Origin of the sequence: Nitrosospira sp. Nl5 (assembly GCF_900102495.1) — a bacterium.
Classification (GTDB): domain Bacteria; phylum Pseudomonadota; class Gammaproteobacteria; order Burkholderiales; family Nitrosomonadaceae; genus Nitrosospira.
Window position 1 is genome coordinate 135494 of sequence record NZ_FMVQ01000007.1, and the last position, 16292, is coordinate 151785.

Below are 16292 nucleotides of genomic sequence, written 5' to 3' on the forward strand. Positions count from 1 at the left end.
CTGTTGCAGCGGTAAGGGCGGAGGGCCAAATACCTTTTCGTTTTCCGTGCTTTTTGCGGGATATTTTTTGTATCGGATCCCTGATCAACAGGAGTGACAAATGAAAGCACTGCTTGATTTATTCAAACAGGTTACCCAGAAGGAAGAGTTCGATTCGATCAAAATCGGCCTGGCTTCCCCTGAGAAAGTACGTTCCTGGTCCTACGGCGAAGTGAAGAAACCGGAAACGATTAACTACCGGACATTCAAGCCGGAGCGGGATGGGCTGTTCTGCGCAAAAATTTTCGGTCCGGTAAAGGATTACGAATGTCTGTGCGGAAAATATAAACGCCTGAAGCATCGCGGCGTGATCTGCGAAAAATGCGGCGTCGAAGTGACGCTATCGAAGGTGCGGCGTGAGCGTATGGGGCACATCGAGCTCGCTTCGCCAGTTGCGCACATCTGGTTTCTAAAATCACTACCGTCGCGTCTGGGTATGGTACTGGATATGACGCTGCGTGATATCGAGCGGGTTCTTTATTTTGAAGCGTATGTGGTAACCGATCCTGGCATGACGCCGCTTGCTCGCTGCCAGTTGTTGACGGATGACGACTATCGCGCCAAGACAGAAGAGTACGGTGACGATTTTCGTGCCAGCATGGGCGCGGAAGGCGTGCGTGATTTATTAAGTAACTTGAACATTCGTGTTGAAATTGACAACCTTCGACGCGAGATGGGAACAACCGGCTCTGAAACCAAGATGAAGAAAATCTCCAAGCGCCTGAAGGTGCTGGAGGCATTCAACAAATCTGGCATCAAGCCGGAATGGATGGTCCTGGCGGTGTTGCCTGTACTCCCGCCCGAGTTGCGTCCGTTGGTGCCATTGGATGGCGGGCGGTTCGCCACTTCCGATCTCAACGATTTATATCGCCGCGTCATCAACCGCAACAACCGCCTGAAACGTCTGCTTGAATTGAAAGCGCCGGAAATCATCGTACGCAACGAGAAGCGCATGCTCCAGGAAGCGGTGGATTCACTGCTGGACAACGGCCGTCGTGGCAAGGCCATGACCGGGGCGAACAAGCGGCCGCTAAAATCGCTTGCGGATATGATCAAGGGCAAAGGCGGGCGTTTCCGGCAGAATCTGCTGGGTAAGCGTGTGGATTATTCCGGGCGCTCGGTAATCGTCGTCGGTCCGCAGCTCAAACTGCATCAGTGCGGCTTACCGAAGAAAATGGCATTGGAATTATTCAAGCCGTTCATCTTCAACAAACTGGAAATAATGGGCATTGCCAGCACCATCAAGGCAGCAAAGCGTGAGGTGGAAAACGAAAGCCCTATCGTTTGGGACATCCTGGAGGACGTCATTCGGGAGCATCCGGTCATGCTAAACCGGGCCCCGACGCTGCATCGATTGGGCATCCAGGCATTCGAGCCGGTACTGATAGAAGGCAAGGCGATACAGTTGCATCCATTGGTATGCGCGGCATTCAACGCCGACTTCGACGGCGATCAGATGGCGGTTCACGTGCCGTTGTCGCTGGAGGCGCAAATGGAATGCCGCACCCTCATGATGTCCACCAACAATGTCTTGTCACCGGCGAATGGAGAACCCATTATCGTGCCGTCGCAGGATATCGTGCTGGGGCTTTACTACACGACCCGGGAGAAGGTCAACGCTCATGGCGAGGGCATGATGTTTTCCAACATCAGCGAAGTATCGCGCGCTTATGAGAGCCGCATCATTGAGCTGAATGCCAGAATCACGGTGCGGATAACGGAATATGAAGTGGACATCGACGGTGAACGTCGCGAGAAAACCACGCGTTATGACACCACTGTGGGGCGGGCGCTGCTGTCTGAAATTCTCCCCGCCGGGTTGCCCTTTCCTCTAATTAACAAAGTACTCAAGAAGAAAGAAATCTCCAAGCTCATTAATGCAAGCTTCCGTCGCTGTGGACTTCGTGAAACGGTAATTTTCGCGGACAAGCTGATGTACTCGGGCTTTACTTATGCTACCCGCGCCGGCATCTCGATCTGCCTGGACGATATGCTTACACCGGTACAGAAGAATGACATTATCAGCGCGTCCGAGAAGGAGGTGCAGGAGATTGAAGTTCAGTACACCTCCGGTCTGGTGACGCAGGGCGAGCGCTACAACAAGGTAGTGGATATATGGGGCCGGGCCGGCGATCAGGTGGCCAAGGCCATGATGGATCAGCTCGGTGTTGAGCCGGTGCATGATCCGCTAACCGGGCAAGTCAAACAAGACAAGAAAGGCAAGCCGCTGACACAGGAATCCTTTAATTCCATCTACATGATGGCCGACTCCGGTGCTCGCGGTTCCGCCGCCCAGATTCGTCAGCTAGCCGGCATGCGCGGCTTGATGGCCAAGCCCGACGGCTCAATTATCGAGACCCCCATCACGGCAAATTTCCGTGAGGGGTTGAATGTACTGCAGTATTTTATTTCCACTCATGGCGCCCGTAAAGGCCTGGCCGATACCGCACTGAAGACCGCAAACTCTGGCTATCTCACTCGTCGTCTTGTGGATGTGACCCAGGATCTCGTTGTGACGCAGGACGACTGCGGCACCAGCAACGGCGTTGTAATGAAGGCATTGATCGAGGGCGGTGAAGTCATTGAAGCGCTGCGCGAACGTATACTCGGACGAGTCGTGGCAAATGACGTCATCAATCCGGAGCATCAGGCAGTCATTTATCCGGCCGGTATACTGTTGGACGAGAGTGCGGTGGATACCATTGAATCTCTTGGTATAGATGAAGTGAAAGTGCGTACGCCGCTTACCTGTGAAACGCGCCACGGCCTATGTGCTAAATGCTACGGACGCGATCTTGGACGGGGCACGCCGGTAAATGTTGGCGAAGCGGTGGGTGTCATTGCAGCGCAGTCGATAGGCGAGCCGGGCACGCAGCTTACAATGCGCACGTTCCACATCGGCGGGGCCGCTTCCAGAACCGCGGTGGCAAGCCAGGTGGAGAGCAAATCCAATGGCGTTGTACGTTATTCTCCCACCATGCGGTATGTTACCAATTCCCGTCGCGAATTGATTGCGATTTCCCGTAGCGGTGAAGTCGTGATACATGATGATAACGGCCGCGAACGCGAGCGTCACAAAGCGCCTTATGGAGCAACATTGCTGGTCCGTGACGGAGAAATCGTCAAGGCGGGGCAGGTGTTGGCGTCATGGGATCCGCATACTCGCCCCATTATTACTGAATATGCCGGCAGGGTTCGCTTTGAGAACGTTGAAGAAGGCGTGACGGTGGCTAAGCAGATAGACGAAGTAACGGGCTTGTCCACATTAGTCGTGATCGACCCCAAACGGCGCGGCGTAGCCCAAACCAAAGGTTTGCGTCCATTGGTGAAACTCCTGGACGAAGAAGACAAGGAAGTGAGACTTGCCGGCAGCACTTTATCCGTCAATATTACGTTTCAGATCGGCTCAGTTATTACTGTGCGGGACGGCCAACAGGTCAGTGTCGGTGAAGTGCTGGCGCGTATTCCTCAGGAAAGCTCGAAAACCCGCGACATCACCGGAGGCCTGCCTCGGGTGGCGGAATTGTTTGAAGCTCGTTCCCCCAAGGATGCCGGCGTGCTGGCGGAGGTGACGGGTATCGTATCATTTGGCAAAGACACCAAAGGGAAACAACGCCTGGTTATCACCGATCTGGATGGCGTTTCGCATGAATACCTGATTCCCAAGGATAAGCACGTCACTGCGCATGATGGCCAGGTGGTGAACAAGGGGGAAAGTATCGTCGATGGGCCCGCTGATCCTCACGATATCCTCCGCCTGCTGGGGGTGGAAGCGCTGGCACGTTATATCACTGACGAGGTCCAGGACGTGTATCGCCTGCAGGGCGTCAAGATCAATGACAAACACATTGAGGTGATTGTGCGGCAAATGTTGCGCCGGGTGCAAATCGTCGACGCCGGCGATACACGCTTTATTCCAGGTGAGCAGGTTGAGCGCGCGGACCTGCTGGCGGAAAACGAACGTGTGGTGATAGAGGACAAAAAAACAGCGGGATACGAATTCATGCTGCTGGGTATCACCAAGGCATCTCTTTCCACTGATTCGTTTATTTCCGCTGCTTCCTTCCAGGAAACCACCCGTGTGCTGACCGAAGCCGCTATTATGGGCAAGAAGGATGACTTGCGTGGCCTCAAGGAAAATGTCATCGTCGGGCGGCTCATTCCCGCAGGTACCGGACTGGCTTTTCACAATACCCGCAAGAAGCAGCGTCAGCTGTTAAACGCCGATGAGAGCCATAGTTTCAGTGAAGAAGACACGGGGGAAATGCGAAACAAGGGATATACTGTCTAAGATCCAGCGGAGATGAGGTCAGCCACTGCTATGCGGAATATGTATTTCTCATTGGGGGGCGAACGCAGGGGTTCAAAGTATTGGGAGCAAGATAAGTCCGCACGCATATTGAGGAAGGATAGTAATGTCACACTACCGGATCAAGGATAACTCACAATCCCTGAGGGGATCAAATAAAGCGATCAAATGAGGCAGGCCAACTTGATCGCGTCGTTGATAGCGAGGGGAACAGCATCAGTTAGGATCCGGCGCGGATCGGAGACCGGGATCACTGTCCTGTTCAATGCGGGATTTAGGTTAAAGCAGGGATCGAAGGTCTGAATTATGCCACTTGACATCAACGCCATACTTGCCGAGACCCGTGGCAGGAACTTCGAACTTTTCGAAGACCATGTGAATCCGGTCTTCGTCAAAGTATTGCGTACCCTCGGATTCAACCGTTCGTGGGTGCGCGGCGAGGGTCCCTATCTTTGGGACGAGGCTGGCACGCGCTATCTGGATTTTCTTACCAACTGGGGCGTCTTCAATTTTGGTCGCCGCCATCCCGCCATTCGCGGGGCATTACAGCAAGTACTGGACTCCGATTTCCCGGGATGGGTCGGCTTCGACGCTCCTCCACTTGCCGCCGCTCTGGCGCGTGAACTCGTAAAACGCATGCCGCCGGGTCTGGATACTGTTTACTTCAGCAATTCGGGAACCGAAGCCATCGAAGCAGCAATCAAGTTTGCGCGTGCATATACCGGCCGGCCTTGCACTGCGCACCTTGCGAAAGCGTTTCACGGCTTGACCATGGGTGCTCTTTCTCTGAATGGGGAAGCAAGTTTTCGCAGGGGTTTTGAACCGATGCTGCCAGGCAGTTCAGAGGTGAAGCTCGGTGACCTCTCCGGTCTTGAAGCACGTCTTGCTCGGGGCGATGTGGCTGCCTTCGTCGTTGAGCCAATTCAAGGAAAGGGCGTTAATATTGCCAGTAACGAGTATCTCCTTGGTGCCCAGGATCTATGCCGGAAATACGGCACACTGATGATCTGCGATGAAGTGCAATCCGGCATGGGACGTTCAGGACGCTTCCTGGCGAGCCAGTGGATCGAGAATTTGCGGCCCGATATTATTTGTCTGTCTAAAGCACTTTCGGGCGGCTATATTCCGGTCGGTGCAACGATTACTCGCCGGGCGGTTTACGACAGCGTTTACGATACCATGCATCGGGCCATCGTTCATGCCTCCACATTCGGTATGGGTAATATGGCGATGGCGGCAGGATTGGCTTCGCTCAGTGTTCTGGACGACGAGAATCTCGCCGAGCGTGCCAACGAGCTCGGCGCACGCTTCCGCAACGGTATCGAGGCAATGGTGCCACGCTTTGAATTCCTGAAGGGCGTACGTCAGCGGGGCCTGATGATTGCTATCGAGTTTGGTCAGCCGGAGTCGATTTCGCTACGGGCAGCCTGGAGCATGGTCAACAAGATGGACGAAAATCTTTTTGCCCAGGCGATAGTTCTCCCGCTCCTGGATGATCATCATATCCTCACCCAGGTGGCCGGTCACGCTATGCCTATCGTCAAAATCCTGCCGCCCTTGAATATCAGCGACGCCGATGTGGACTGGTTTCTGGAAGCGCTTGAGGATGTGATGGTGAAGCTGCACAAATTTCCCGGGCCGGCTTGGGAAGTATTGAAGAAGCTGGGGAGCCATGCACTTACCGCGAAGCGGCGCGAGGGCCGCGCGGCCACCATCTAGCAGCTGCGCTTTCGCCGGCATACGTGGCGCCATGAAACCAACCGGACAAAATAAAAGGAGCGGTAAAACTCGTGTCCGTGCCGTCTTGGAACCTCCATACATAAAGGGAGTGTAACTTGACATAGTAGGATAAACCCCATAGAATTCGCAGTCTTTTTAGCCGCCCCTGGACAGAAGTAACCGGTCGGTGGAATCCCCAGAACTCACATGGCAACGGGACGGTTATATTGCCATCCCGTTTTTTTAGGAAATAAAATGCCGACAATTAGTCAGTTAGTGCGTAAACCTCGTGCAGCGAGACGCGTGAAGAGCAAGGTGCCGGCATTGGGCAATAGCCCCCAGAAACGAGGGGTTTGTACCCGGGTCTATACCACTACGCCAAAAAAGCCAAACTCCGCTTTGCGCAAGGTCGCCCGGGTTCGACTGACCAATGGTTTTGAAGTATCCAGCTACATTGGCGGGGAAGGGCATAATCTGCAGGAACACTCCGTAGTGCTGATTCGTGGAGGCCGTGTTAAAGATTTACCGGGGGTTCGCTACCATACAGTTCGCGGTAGCCTAGATACCGCCGGAGTAAAAGATCGCAAGCAGAGCCGTTCCAAGTACGGCGCAAAAAAGCCGAAAGCAGCTTAAGAGCAGTTTGAGCGCTTTAGTGCCGAATAAATCAGACGAGCATTGATCCACCTAATGCTGGATCATTAAACACCGAGGTTAGAGAATGCCGAGACGGAGAGAAGTTCCAAAACGCGAAATTTTACCGGATCCCAAGTATCATAATACGGAGGTGGCGAAATTCGTCAACGTATTGATGACACGGGGTAAAAAATCCGTAGCAGAGAGGATAATTTACGGCGCCATGGATCAGATTCAAAAGAAAACCGGAAAGGACCCGGTGGAAGTATTTACGCAGGCTCTATCAAATGTTCGACCGATGGTGGAAGTAAAAAGCCGCCGTGTCGGGGGGGCCAACTATCAGGTCCCGGTGGAGGTGCGATCGATTCGACGAAATGCCCTGGCGATGCGCTGGCTACGCGATGCCGCACGTAAACGCGCCGAAAAATCCATGGGTGCGCGTCTTGCCGGTGAATTGGCGGAAGCAGCGGAAGGCCGCGGCGGGGCGGTCAAGAAGCGCGAGGAAATTCATCGTATGGCAGACGCCAACAAGGCGTTTGCACATTACCGGTTCTAATGCAACTAATCGTTAGTGCTGGATAGCGGTAAAGATAATTTACCTGGATTCATGACCATACCGCTATCGGTTGAAGACTGCCTCTTCTTACTCATCGGTGCTTCTTTTTTTGGGCGTCCTGGTGATTCAAATTTAAGGTTTACATACTGTGGCAAGAAAAACTCCCATTGAACGTTACCGGAATATCGGTGTGATGGCGCATATAGACGCCGGCAAAACCACGACTACCGAACGCATACTGTTTTATACGGGTGTGTCGCACAAACTTGGTGAAGTGCATGACGGCGCGGCGACGATGGACTGGATGGAGCAGGAGCAGGAGCGCGGTATTACGATTACCTCCGCCGCCACCACATGCTTCTGGAAAGGGATGGAAAATAACTATCCCGATCATCGCATCAATATCATTGACACCCCTGGACACGTTGATTTCACTATTGAGGTAGAGCGGTCCCTACGCGTCCTAGATGGGGCGTGCACGGTATTCTGCGCGGTTGGCGGCGTACAGCCGCAGACCGAAACCGTATGGCGTCAAGCCAATAAATACAAGGTTCCCCGCCTTGCTTTTGTCAACAAGATGGATCGTGCCGGCGCGAATTTCATGCGCGTCCTTGAACAGATGCAGACGCGTTTAAAAGCGCATCCGGTGCCTGTTCAGCTGCCGATCGGCGCCGAAGAAAAATTCGAAGGGGTTGTCGATCTGATCAAGATGAAAGCAATTTACTGGGACGATTCAAGCCAGGGGATGAAGTTTGAGGAGCGTGATATTCCCGCCAATTTGCTGGAAAATGCCAAGCTGTGGCGTGAAAAGATGCTGGAGACAGCTGCTGAGGCGAATGAAGAGTTGATGAACAAATATCTTGAAGAAGGAGATTTGTCCGCTGCCGACATCAAAAAGGGATTGCGCATTCGTACTATTAGTAACGAGATTGTGCCGATGCTTTGTGGTTCCGCATTCAAGAACAAGGGCGTGCAAGCCATGCTTGACGCCGTGCTTGACTACTTGCCTTCGCCGCTGGATATTCGCGCGATTAATGGCGAAAAAGAGAATGGCGAGCCCGGCGAACGCCATGCAGACGACGAAGAGCCTTTCGCGGGTCTGGCGTTCAAGATCGCCACTGATCCCTATGTCGGTCAGTTGATTTTTTTTCGCGTTTACTCCGGCGTGGTGGCATCCGGCGATACCATCTACAATCCCATCAAGGGACGGAAGGAGCGAATTGGACGGTTGCTGCAAATGCACGCCAATCAACGCGAAGAAATCAAGGAAGTCCGCGCCGGCGACATCGCGGCCGCGGTAGGCTTGAAGGAGGCTGTGACCGGCGATACGCTATGCGATCCCAGCGACGTTATCACCCTGGAGCGGATGGTATTTCCAGAACCGGTGATTCACGTTGCGGTGGAGCCAAAAACAAAGCTCGACCAGGAGAAAATGGGGATTGCTTTGAACCGTCTGGCGCAGGAAGACCCGTCCTTCCGTGTTCGTACCGACGAAGAATCCGGCCAGACTATCATCTCCGGCATGGGCGAATTGCATCTGGAAATTATTGTAGACCGAATGAAGCGGGAGTTTGGCGTGGAAGCCAATGTTGGCGCTCCGCAGGTGGCTTACCGCGAGGCGATCAGGAAATCAGTGGAGATCGAGGGTAAATTCATCAAGCAATCCGGCGGGCGCGGGCAGTATGGTCACGTTTGGCTCAAGATGGAGCCGCATGAGGCCGGTAAGGGTTTTGAGTTTGTCGACGCCATCAAGGGTGGAACGGTGCCACGGGAATACATTCCGGCGGTAGAAAAAGGCTTGCGCGAGACTCTTCCCAATGGAGTATTGGCGGGCTTTCCGGTGGTGGATGTCAAGGTCACGCTGTTCGATGGCTCCTATCACGATGTGGACTCGAACGAGAATGCCTTCAAGATGGCTGCATCAATTGCATTCAAGGATGGCATGCGAAAGGCTAATCCGGCACTACTGGAACCGATGATGGCAGTGGAAGTGGAAACACCAGCGGACTTCATGGGGAACGTCGTTGGAGATTTATCCTCGCGTCGCGGCATGATCCAGGGTATGGATGATTTACCTGGTCTCAAGGTCATACGCGCGGAAGTCCCGCTGGCGGAAATGTTCGGCTACTCAACGTCGTTACGTTCCGCGACTCAGGGACGCGCGACCTATACCATGGAATTCAAGCATTACTCTGAAGCACCGAAAAGCGTAGCTGAAGCAGTGATTAATAAGAAATAACCATCAAGTAAAGGGCAGATCATGGCGAAGAGCAAATTTGAGCGGACGAAACCGCACGTGAATGTTGGGACGATAGGTCACGTGGATCATGGCAAGACCACATTAACGGCGGCGGTGACGATGGTACTGGCGAAGAAATTTGGTGGTGAAGCGAAGAGCTACGCCCAGATTGACTCGGCGCCGGAAGAAAAAGCACGGGGCATCACCATCAACACCTCCCACGTTGAATACGAAACCAAGGCCCGCCACTACGCCCACGTTGACTGTCCGGGCCATGCCGACTACGTCAAGAACATGATCACCGGTGCGGCGCAAATGGACGGCGCCATCCTGGTAGTATCGGCTGCCGACGGCCCGATGCCGCAGACGCGCGAACACATTCTGCTGGCGCGCCAGGTAGGGGTGCCCTACATCATCGTCTACATGAACAAAGCCGACATGGTGGACGACGCCGAACTGCTGGAACTGGTAGAAATGGAAGTGCGCGAACTGCTGGCCAAATACAACTTTCCAGGTGACGACACCCCGATCATCATTGGTTCTGCCCTGAAAGCGCTGGAAGGCGACCAGAGCGACATTGGCGAGCCCTCCATCTTCAAACTGGCGGATGCCCTGGACAGCTACATCCCGGAACCGGTACGCGCCATTGACGGCGCCTTCCTGATGCCGGTGGAAGACGTCTTCTCCATTTCTGGACGCGGCACCGTCGTGACCGGCCGGATTGAGCGCGGTATTGTCAAAGTAGGCGAAGAAATCGAAATTGTCGGCTTGAAGCCCACCCTCAAGACCGTGTGCACCGGCGTGGAAATGTTCAGGAAACTGCTGGATCAGGGCCAGGCGGGCGACAACGTCGGCGTCCTGCTGCGCGGTACCAAGCGTGAAGAAGTCGAGCGTGGCCAAGTATTGTCCAAGCCCGGCTCCATCACCCCGCATACCAAGTTTAGTGCCGAGATCTACGTACTGAGCAAAGAAGAAGGGGGTCGCCACACACCCTTTTTCCAGGGTTACCGTCCCCAATTCTACTTTCGCACCACCGACGTCACGGGCGCGATTGAACTGCCGGCAGGGACGGAAATGGTCATGCCGGGCGACAACGTCTCGGTGACGGTGAACCTGATTGCACCGATTGCCATGGAAGAAGGTCTGCGCTTTGCCATTCGTGAGGGCGGAAGAACTGTTGGTGCCGGTGTGGTGGCAAAAATTATTGAGTAATAACAGGATCAAGGATGGGATTTAAGATTAAGTGCCAGTAGTCTGTCAGGCTTGAAGAATCGACGCAAAAAAGTGACTGGGTGAGGAATGTTGATCAGCCAGATGCTTTTGCGATTTCCTTTAGATGCCTCTAAGTCCGACAGGTCGTTAGCATTGATCGCCAATTCAGAATCCAGTCCTCAACCTGAGGTTTGACTATGCAAAGCCAGAAAATTCGTATTCGCCTGAAAGCGTTTGATTACCGGTTGATAGATAAATCGGCGATGGAAATCGTTGAAACCGCCAAACGCACCGGTGCCGTGGTGAAGGGTCCTGTACCACTGCCGACGCGCATCGAGCGCTTCGATATATTGCGCTCTCCACATGTTAATAAGACTTCGCGCGATCAATTCGAGATTCGAACTCATCTACGGCTGATGGATATCATGGATCCCACCGACAAGACGGTGGATGCCTTGATGAAACTTGATTTGCCCGCAGGGGTGGATGTAGAAATAAAGTTGTGAGTTTTGACTGCCGGGTTTCGTTAACTGTTTTTCAACGGATAACAGCTCCTGGTTCAAGATGTAGATAAACTGCCGGTCAATTGCAATCGGCACCTTTTGAGAAAAGGTAATTAAAATGAGCTTAGGACTTGTCGGCCGCAAGGTTGGCATGACTCGCATTTTTACCGACGATGGCGATAGCCAGCCGGTTACAGTGCTTGACGTGTCTAATAACCGTGTCACACAAATCAAAACCCTCGATACCGACGGCTATTCCGCTGTGCAGGTGACCTTTGGGAAGCGTCGGGCCAGTCGCGTTAACAAACCTTCAGCCGGACATTTTGCCAAGGCTGCGGTGGAAGCGGGTCATTTGCTCAAGGAATTCCGCGTAACGCAGGAAGCACTCGCCAGCCTTAAGCCTGGCGCGGTCATAGGGGTGGACATTTTCCAGGCCGGACAGAGGGTGGATGTCACCGGCACCTCCATTGGCAAAGGTTATGCGGGGGTGATCAAACGCCATGGTTTCTCCTCGAACCGCGCCAGCCACGGCAATTCAAGATCACACAATGTTCCGGGCTCCATCGGCATGGCACAGGATCCCGGCCGCGTATTTCCTGGCAAGCGCATGTCCGGGCATTTGGGAAGTGTGCAGCGCACCACTCAGAACCTGGAAGTGCTGCGGGTTGATGCCGAACGTGGCTTGCTGCTCATCAGGGGCGCGATTCCCGGATCGAGAGGTGGCGATGTTATCGTGCATCCGAGCGTGAAAATCGCCAGAATCAGCGCAAAGCCAGCCCCCAAGAGCGACGCTAAAGCGGGTGCGAAAAGTGGCACGAAGTCCGGTAAGAAGGGTGCATAATGGAACTTAAGCTCATCAATGATAATGGTCAGTCAGCTGCAACGGTTTCCGTTTCTGATGCTTTGTTTGGCCGCGATTACAACGAATCTTTAGTCCATCAAGTGGTGACCGCGTATCTGGCCAATGGCCGTAGCGCCAATCGCGCCCAAAAAGGACGCTCGGATGTTGCCAAATCCACGCGTAAGCCCTGGCGTCAGAAAGGGACAGGCCGCGCGCGTTCCGGTATGGCTTCCAGTCCATTATGGCGTGGCGGCGGAAAAATTTTCCCTAATAGCCCCGAGGAGAATTTCAGCCACAAGGTCAACCGCAAAATGTATCGTGCCGGCATCGGCGCCATCCTGTCTCAGTTGGTACGTGAGAACCGTTTATCAGTGGTGGAAAATTTCGTCGTGGATACGCCAAAAACCGGGACGTTGGCTCGGAAATTGAAAGATATGGGATTGGATGAAGTCATGATTATCACCGACAGCGTGGATGAGAACCTTTATCTTTCATCTCGCAACCTGCCACACGTGATGGTAGTGGAGGCTGGCCATGCTGATCCCGTCAGTCTGATGCGCTTTGCCACGGTACTGATGACGCGTGGGGCGCTGACAAAAATCGAGGAGTTACTTGCATGAGTGCGCAGACATTTAGCCAGGAGCGCCTGATGCAGGTAATACTGGCGCCCCAGGTTTCCGAAAAGGCGACTTATATCGTTGAGAAATACAACCAGGTCATCTTTCGGGTGGTGCAGGATGCTACCAAGGCTGAAATCAAAGCCGCTGTCGAGTTGATGTGGAAGGCGCAAAATATTGAGGTGGAAGGCGTGCAAGTGGCCAACGTCAAGGGAAAGGAAAAACGCTTTGGTCGCTTCATGGGCCGCCGCAGCAACTGGAAGAAAGCTTATGTCAGCATCAAGACCGGGCAGGAAATCAATTTTTCTGAAATTGGGCAAGGGGAGGTCAAATAATGGCACTGGTTAAAGTCAAGCCGACTTCTCCTGGCCGCCGTGCCGTCGTCAAGGTGGTCAATTCCGGTTTGCACAAGGGCGCGCCTTACGCCAGACTTGTAGAGAAGCAAAATCATACCGCCGGGCGCAATAACAATGGCCAAATTACCACGCGACACATGGGTGGGGGCCATAAGCAGCATTATCGCATGGTGGATTTTCGACGTAACAAGGACGGCATTATTGCCAAGGTCGAGCGACTGGAATACGATCCAAACCGCAGTGCCAATCTGGCGCTATTGTGTTATGTCGATGGCGAGCGTCGCTATATCATCGCACCAAGTGGAGTTGTCGCCGGAATGCAGTTGATGAGTGGCGTGGACGCGCCAATCAAGAACGGTAATGCATTGCCGTTACGCAATATCCCGGTAGGTAGCACCATTCATTGCGTCGAGATGATGCCCGGCAAGGGCGCACAGTTGGCCCGCTCGGCTGGTACGTCGGTGCAACTTCTTGCGCGCGAAGGCGATTACGCGCAGTTGCGTTTACGCTCCGGAGAAATTCGCAAGGTACATGTGAACTGCCGCGCCACCATTGGCGAGGTCGGCAACGAGGAGCATAATCTGCGCTCCATCGGCAAAGCAGGTGCACAACGCTGGCGCGGTATCCGGCCGACAGTACGCGGTGTCGTGATGAATCCGGTAGACCATCCACATGGCGGTGGCGAAGGTAAAACTGCGGCCGGACGCCATCCGGTCAGCCCGTGGGGAACACCTGCCAAGGGTTTCCGCACCCGCGCCAACAAGCGCACTGACGGCATGATCGTACGTCGTCGTTATTCAAAAAAGGGATAGTAAATCATGGCACGTTCCGTAAAAAAGGGCCCATTTGTCGACTTGCACCTGATAGCCAAGGTGGAAGCCGCGCGTGCAACCAGCGACAAGCGTCCTATCAAAACCTGGTCGCGTCGCTCAACCGTTCTGCCGGATTTTATCGGCCTGACTATCGCCGTGCACAATGGCAAGCAGCACGTTCCGGTATATGTTACCGAGAACATGGTAGGACACAAGCTTGGGGAGTTTTCCCACACCCGTACCTTTAAGGGACACTCGGGCGACAAGAAAGCAGCGTCGGCTGGCTCGAAGAAATAGGAGCGATTAACATGCAAACAACTGCTGTATTGCGCGGAGTTCGATTGTCCGAACAGAAGGGACGGCTCGTCGCCGATCAGATTCGAGGATTGCCGGTGGACCGTGCACTTAATCTGCTTGCCTTCAGCCCAAAGAAGGGTGCCGTCATCATTCGTAAACTGCTGGAATCTGCCATTGCCAATGCTGAACACAACGATGGCGCGGACATAGACGAATTAAAAGTATCAACAATATATGTGGATCGCGGGCCATCAATGATGCGGACCAGTGCGCGTGCCAAGGGGCGCGGCAATCGCATTGTCAAGCCAACCTGTCACATTCTTCTTACTGTCGGCGACAAAACCGGCGCCAAAAAATAAGGATAGGCGAAAGTATTATGGGACAAAAAATACATCCGACAGGTTTCCGGCTTTCCGTGCTGAAAAACTGGTCATCGAAATGGTACGCGAACCGAAAGAATTTCCCCGGAATGCTGAATGAAGATATCAAGGTACGAGAATATCTGAAAAAGAAACTGGCGCATGCATCGGTAGGGCGTGTGATTATCGAACGGCCCTCCAAGAATGCGCGTATCACGATATACAGTTCGCGTCCTGGTGTTGTGATCGGCAAGAAAGGCGAAGACATCGAAGTTCTGCGGGGTGCGTTGCAGAAGCTCATAGGTGTTCCGGTTCACGTAAATATCGAGGAAATCCGCAAGCCTGAAATCGACGCACAGCTGATTGCCGACAACATCGCGCAACAATTGGAAAAGCGTATTATGTTCCGCCGGGCTATGAAACGTGCGATGCAGAACGCCATGCGTTTGGGTGCCCAGGGCATCAAAATCATGAGCGCCGGACGATTGAATGGTATCGAAATTGCCCGCACTGAGTGGTACCGTGAAGGACGTGTGCCACTCCACACGTTGCGTGCCGATCTCGATTATGGCACTTCGGAAGCCAAGACCACCTATGGCGTCATCGGAATCAAGGTATGGGTGTTCAAGGGTGAAGTCATTGGTCGAAATGACCAGCCCGCGACGGCAATTCCCCCGATGCAAGCGCCGGGTCCGATTGGTGAACCCGAGAAAAAGCGCCCTGCCAGAAAACCGGCATCAAGCATAACCAAGGTCGCGGCAGGAGCAAAGCCGGCTGCGAGAATCGAGGCCAACACTGAAACCAGGATCAACGAAAAGAAAGTTGGCAAGAAGCCTGAAAGCGCGATTGAGGAAGCGACGACCAAAGCCGCGATGAAAAAGACAGTGAAGCCAGGAGCAAAAGATGCAGCAGCCAGCTAGAACGAAATACCGCAAACAACAAAAAGGCCGTAATAAGGGGATTGCTACCCGCGGTGCCAAGGTCAGTTTCGGTGAGTATGGACTCAAGGCGATTGGACGCGGGCGTTTGACTGCGCGGCAGATTGAAGCCGCACGACGTGCGATGACTCGCCACATAAAACGCGGTGGGCGGATATGGATCCGCATTTTTCCTGATAAACCAATTTCCCACAAACCAGCCGAGGTGCGGATGGGAAATGGCAAGGGAAATCCGGAGTACTTCGTGGCGGAAATTCAACCCGGTAAAATGTTGTATGAAATGGACGGTGTTGACGAGGTGCTGGCGCGACAAGCGTTCCGCCTGGCTGCCGCCAAGCTTCCGATCCAGACCACATTTGTTATCCGACAAGTAGGCGGTTAATTATGAAAACGAAAGTCAATGAACTACATGCCAAGAATCCGGCGCAACTGCAGCAGGAGCTGCTGGAGCTCCTGAAGGCCCAGTTCGGCCTGCGTATGCAGCATGCAACCCAGCAGCTAGGCAACACCAATCAGTTGCGTAATACGCGCCGGGATATTGCGCGCGTAAGAACTATTCTTAGCCAAAAAGTGAAGCAGTCATGAGTGAAGCTAATTTAAGCCGTACTCTCATCGGAAAAGTGGTGAGTGATAAGATGAACAAGACCATTACCGTTCTGGTCGAGCGTAAAGTTAAGCATCCGCTCTATGGCAAAATCATGGTTCGCTCGAAAAAGTATCATGTCCACGATGAGAATAATCAATTTCATCCGGGCGATATGGTAATCATTGAGGAATGTCGGCCTCTTTCCAAAACAAAAGCCTGGCGCGTAACCAAGTTGATAGAGAAGGCCGTACAGTTTAGTTGAGCAGCAAATCAGAC

General features: G+C 53.5%; 17 protein-coding genes. All 17 read left to right on the forward strand.

The window, feature by feature from the left end; translation table 11 throughout:
• Positions 1–100 precede the first annotated feature (100 nt).
• Positions 101–4330, forward strand: coding sequence for a DNA-directed RNA polymerase subunit beta' (gene rpoC, locus BLP45_RS08715; RefSeq protein ID WP_090371752.1), 4230 nt, complete (start codon positions 101–103; stop codon positions 4328–4330).
• Positions 4331–4654: 324 nt separating this feature from the next.
• A complete protein-coding gene (locus BLP45_RS08720) occupies positions 4655–6067 on the forward strand; it encodes an aspartate aminotransferase family protein (RefSeq protein ID WP_090371754.1) in 1413 nt (470 codons plus the stop codon).
• Between the two features lie 255 nt (positions 6068–6322).
• Positions 6323–6700, forward strand: coding sequence for a 30S ribosomal protein S12 (rpsL, locus tag BLP45_RS08725; RefSeq protein ID WP_090371755.1), 378 nt, complete (start codon positions 6323–6325; stop codon positions 6698–6700).
• Between the two features lie 85 nt (positions 6701–6785).
• Complete coding sequence (gene rpsG, locus BLP45_RS08730; protein ID WP_090371757.1) at positions 6786–7256, forward strand: 30S ribosomal protein S7; 471 nt, start codon at positions 6786–6788, stop codon at positions 7254–7256.
• A 148-nt stretch (positions 7257–7404) separates the two neighbouring features.
• Positions 7405–9495, forward strand: coding sequence for an elongation factor G (gene fusA / locus BLP45_RS08735; protein WP_090371759.1), 2091 nt, complete (start codon positions 7405–7407; stop codon positions 9493–9495).
• Between the two features lie 21 nt (positions 9496–9516).
• Positions 9517–10707, forward strand: coding sequence for an elongation factor Tu (gene tuf / locus BLP45_RS08740; protein ID WP_090371738.1), 1191 nt, complete (start codon positions 9517–9519; stop codon positions 10705–10707).
• A gap of 197 nt (positions 10708–10904) precedes the next feature.
• Positions 10905–11213 (forward strand): 30S ribosomal protein S10, encoded by a 309-nt coding sequence (rpsJ, locus tag BLP45_RS08745; protein ID WP_090371762.1) that lies wholly within the window; start codon positions 10905–10907, stop codon positions 11211–11213.
• Between the two features lie 115 nt (positions 11214–11328).
• Entirely contained in the window at positions 11329–12051 is a 723-nt protein-coding gene (gene rplC, locus BLP45_RS08750; RefSeq protein WP_090371764.1) for a 50S ribosomal protein L3, read from the forward strand.
• Positions 12051–12671 (forward strand): 50S ribosomal protein L4, encoded by a 621-nt coding sequence (gene rplD, locus BLP45_RS08755; protein WP_090371766.1) that lies wholly within the window; start codon positions 12051–12053, stop codon positions 12669–12671. Before rplC ends, rplD begins: the two co-directional genes overlap by 1 nt.
• Entirely contained in the window at positions 12668–13003 is a 336-nt protein-coding gene (rplW, locus tag BLP45_RS08760) for a 50S ribosomal protein L23 (RefSeq protein WP_090371767.1), read from the forward strand. The genes rplD and rplW overlap by 4 nt, the downstream gene beginning before the upstream one ends.
• Positions 13003–13836 carry a 50S ribosomal protein L2 gene (rplB, locus tag BLP45_RS08765; RefSeq protein ID WP_090371770.1) on the forward strand — a complete coding sequence of 278 codons (834 nt, stop codon included), beginning with the start codon at positions 13003–13005 and terminating at the stop codon, positions 13834–13836. Before rplW ends, rplB begins: the two co-directional genes overlap by 1 nt.
• Positions 13837–13842: 6 nt before the next feature.
• The gene (rpsS, locus tag BLP45_RS08770; RefSeq protein ID WP_090371772.1) at positions 13843–14133 is read left to right on the forward strand and encodes a 30S ribosomal protein S19; all 291 of its coding nucleotides are present in this window, start codon (positions 13843–13845) and stop codon (positions 14131–14133) included.
• An 11-nt stretch (positions 14134–14144) separates the two neighbouring features.
• Complete coding sequence (gene rplV / locus BLP45_RS08775) at positions 14145–14492, forward strand: 50S ribosomal protein L22 (protein ID WP_090371774.1); 348 nt, start codon at positions 14145–14147, stop codon at positions 14490–14492.
• Between the two features lie 17 nt (positions 14493–14509).
• Positions 14510–15412, forward strand: coding sequence for a 30S ribosomal protein S3 (gene rpsC, locus BLP45_RS08780; RefSeq protein ID WP_090371776.1), 903 nt, complete (start codon positions 14510–14512; stop codon positions 15410–15412).
• Positions 15396–15812: a 50S ribosomal protein L16 gene (gene rplP / locus BLP45_RS08785; RefSeq protein WP_090371778.1), complete on the forward strand. Its 417-nt coding sequence runs from the start codon at positions 15396–15398 to the stop codon at positions 15810–15812. Before rpsC ends, rplP begins: the two co-directional genes overlap by 17 nt.
• 2 nt (positions 15813–15814) lie before the next feature.
• Complete coding sequence (rpmC, locus tag BLP45_RS08790) at positions 15815–16015, forward strand: 50S ribosomal protein L29 (protein WP_090371780.1); 201 nt, start codon at positions 15815–15817, stop codon at positions 16013–16015.
• Positions 16012–16278 carry a 30S ribosomal protein S17 gene (gene rpsQ, locus BLP45_RS08795; RefSeq protein WP_090371782.1) on the forward strand — a complete coding sequence of 89 codons (267 nt, stop codon included), beginning with the start codon at positions 16012–16014 and terminating at the stop codon, positions 16276–16278. Before rpmC ends, rpsQ begins: the two co-directional genes overlap by 4 nt.
• Positions 16279–16292: the final 14 nt, after the last annotated feature.

Excerpts from the sequence above, each read along its gene's own strand:
- rplW (WP_090371767.1), top strand. The coding sequence starts at position 12,668 with ATGAGTGCGCAGACATTTAGCCAGGAGCGCCTGATGCAGGTAATACTG.
- rplP (WP_090371778.1), top strand. The coding sequence starts at position 15,396 with ATGCAGCAGCCAGCTAGAACGAAATACCGCAAACAACAAAAAGGCCGT.
- BLP45_RS08720 (WP_090371754.1), top strand. The coding sequence starts at position 4,655 with ATGCCACTTGACATCAACGCCATACTTGCCGAGACCCGTGGCAGGAAC.
- rplV (WP_090371774.1), top strand. The coding sequence starts at position 14,145 with ATGCAAACAACTGCTGTATTGCGCGGAGTTCGATTGTCCGAACAGAAG.
- rpsC (WP_090371776.1), top strand. The coding sequence starts at position 14,510 with ATGGGACAAAAAATACATCCGACAGGTTTCCGGCTTTCCGTGCTGAAA.
- rpsQ (WP_090371782.1), top strand. The coding sequence starts at position 16,012 with ATGAGTGAAGCTAATTTAAGCCGTACTCTCATCGGAAAAGTGGTGAGT.
- rplC (WP_090371764.1), top strand. The coding sequence starts at position 11,329 with ATGAGCTTAGGACTTGTCGGCCGCAAGGTTGGCATGACTCGCATTTTT.
- rpsJ (WP_090371762.1), top strand. The coding sequence starts at position 10,905 with ATGCAAAGCCAGAAAATTCGTATTCGCCTGAAAGCGTTTGATTACCGG.
- rpsL (WP_090371755.1), top strand. The coding sequence starts at position 6,323 with ATGCCGACAATTAGTCAGTTAGTGCGTAAACCTCGTGCAGCGAGACGC.
- tuf (WP_090371738.1), top strand. The coding sequence starts at position 9,517 with ATGGCGAAGAGCAAATTTGAGCGGACGAAACCGCACGTGAATGTTGGG.
- rplB (WP_090371770.1), top strand. The coding sequence starts at position 13,003 with ATGGCACTGGTTAAAGTCAAGCCGACTTCTCCTGGCCGCCGTGCCGTC.
- rpoC (WP_090371752.1), top strand. The coding sequence starts at position 101 with ATGAAAGCACTGCTTGATTTATTCAAACAGGTTACCCAGAAGGAAGAG.
- rpmC (WP_090371780.1), top strand. The coding sequence starts at position 15,815 with ATGAAAACGAAAGTCAATGAACTACATGCCAAGAATCCGGCGCAACTG.
- rplD (WP_090371766.1), top strand. The coding sequence starts at position 12,051 with ATGGAACTTAAGCTCATCAATGATAATGGTCAGTCAGCTGCAACGGTT.
- rpsS (WP_090371772.1), top strand. The coding sequence starts at position 13,843 with ATGGCACGTTCCGTAAAAAAGGGCCCATTTGTCGACTTGCACCTGATA.
- rpsG (WP_090371757.1), top strand. The coding sequence starts at position 6,786 with ATGCCGAGACGGAGAGAAGTTCCAAAACGCGAAATTTTACCGGATCCC.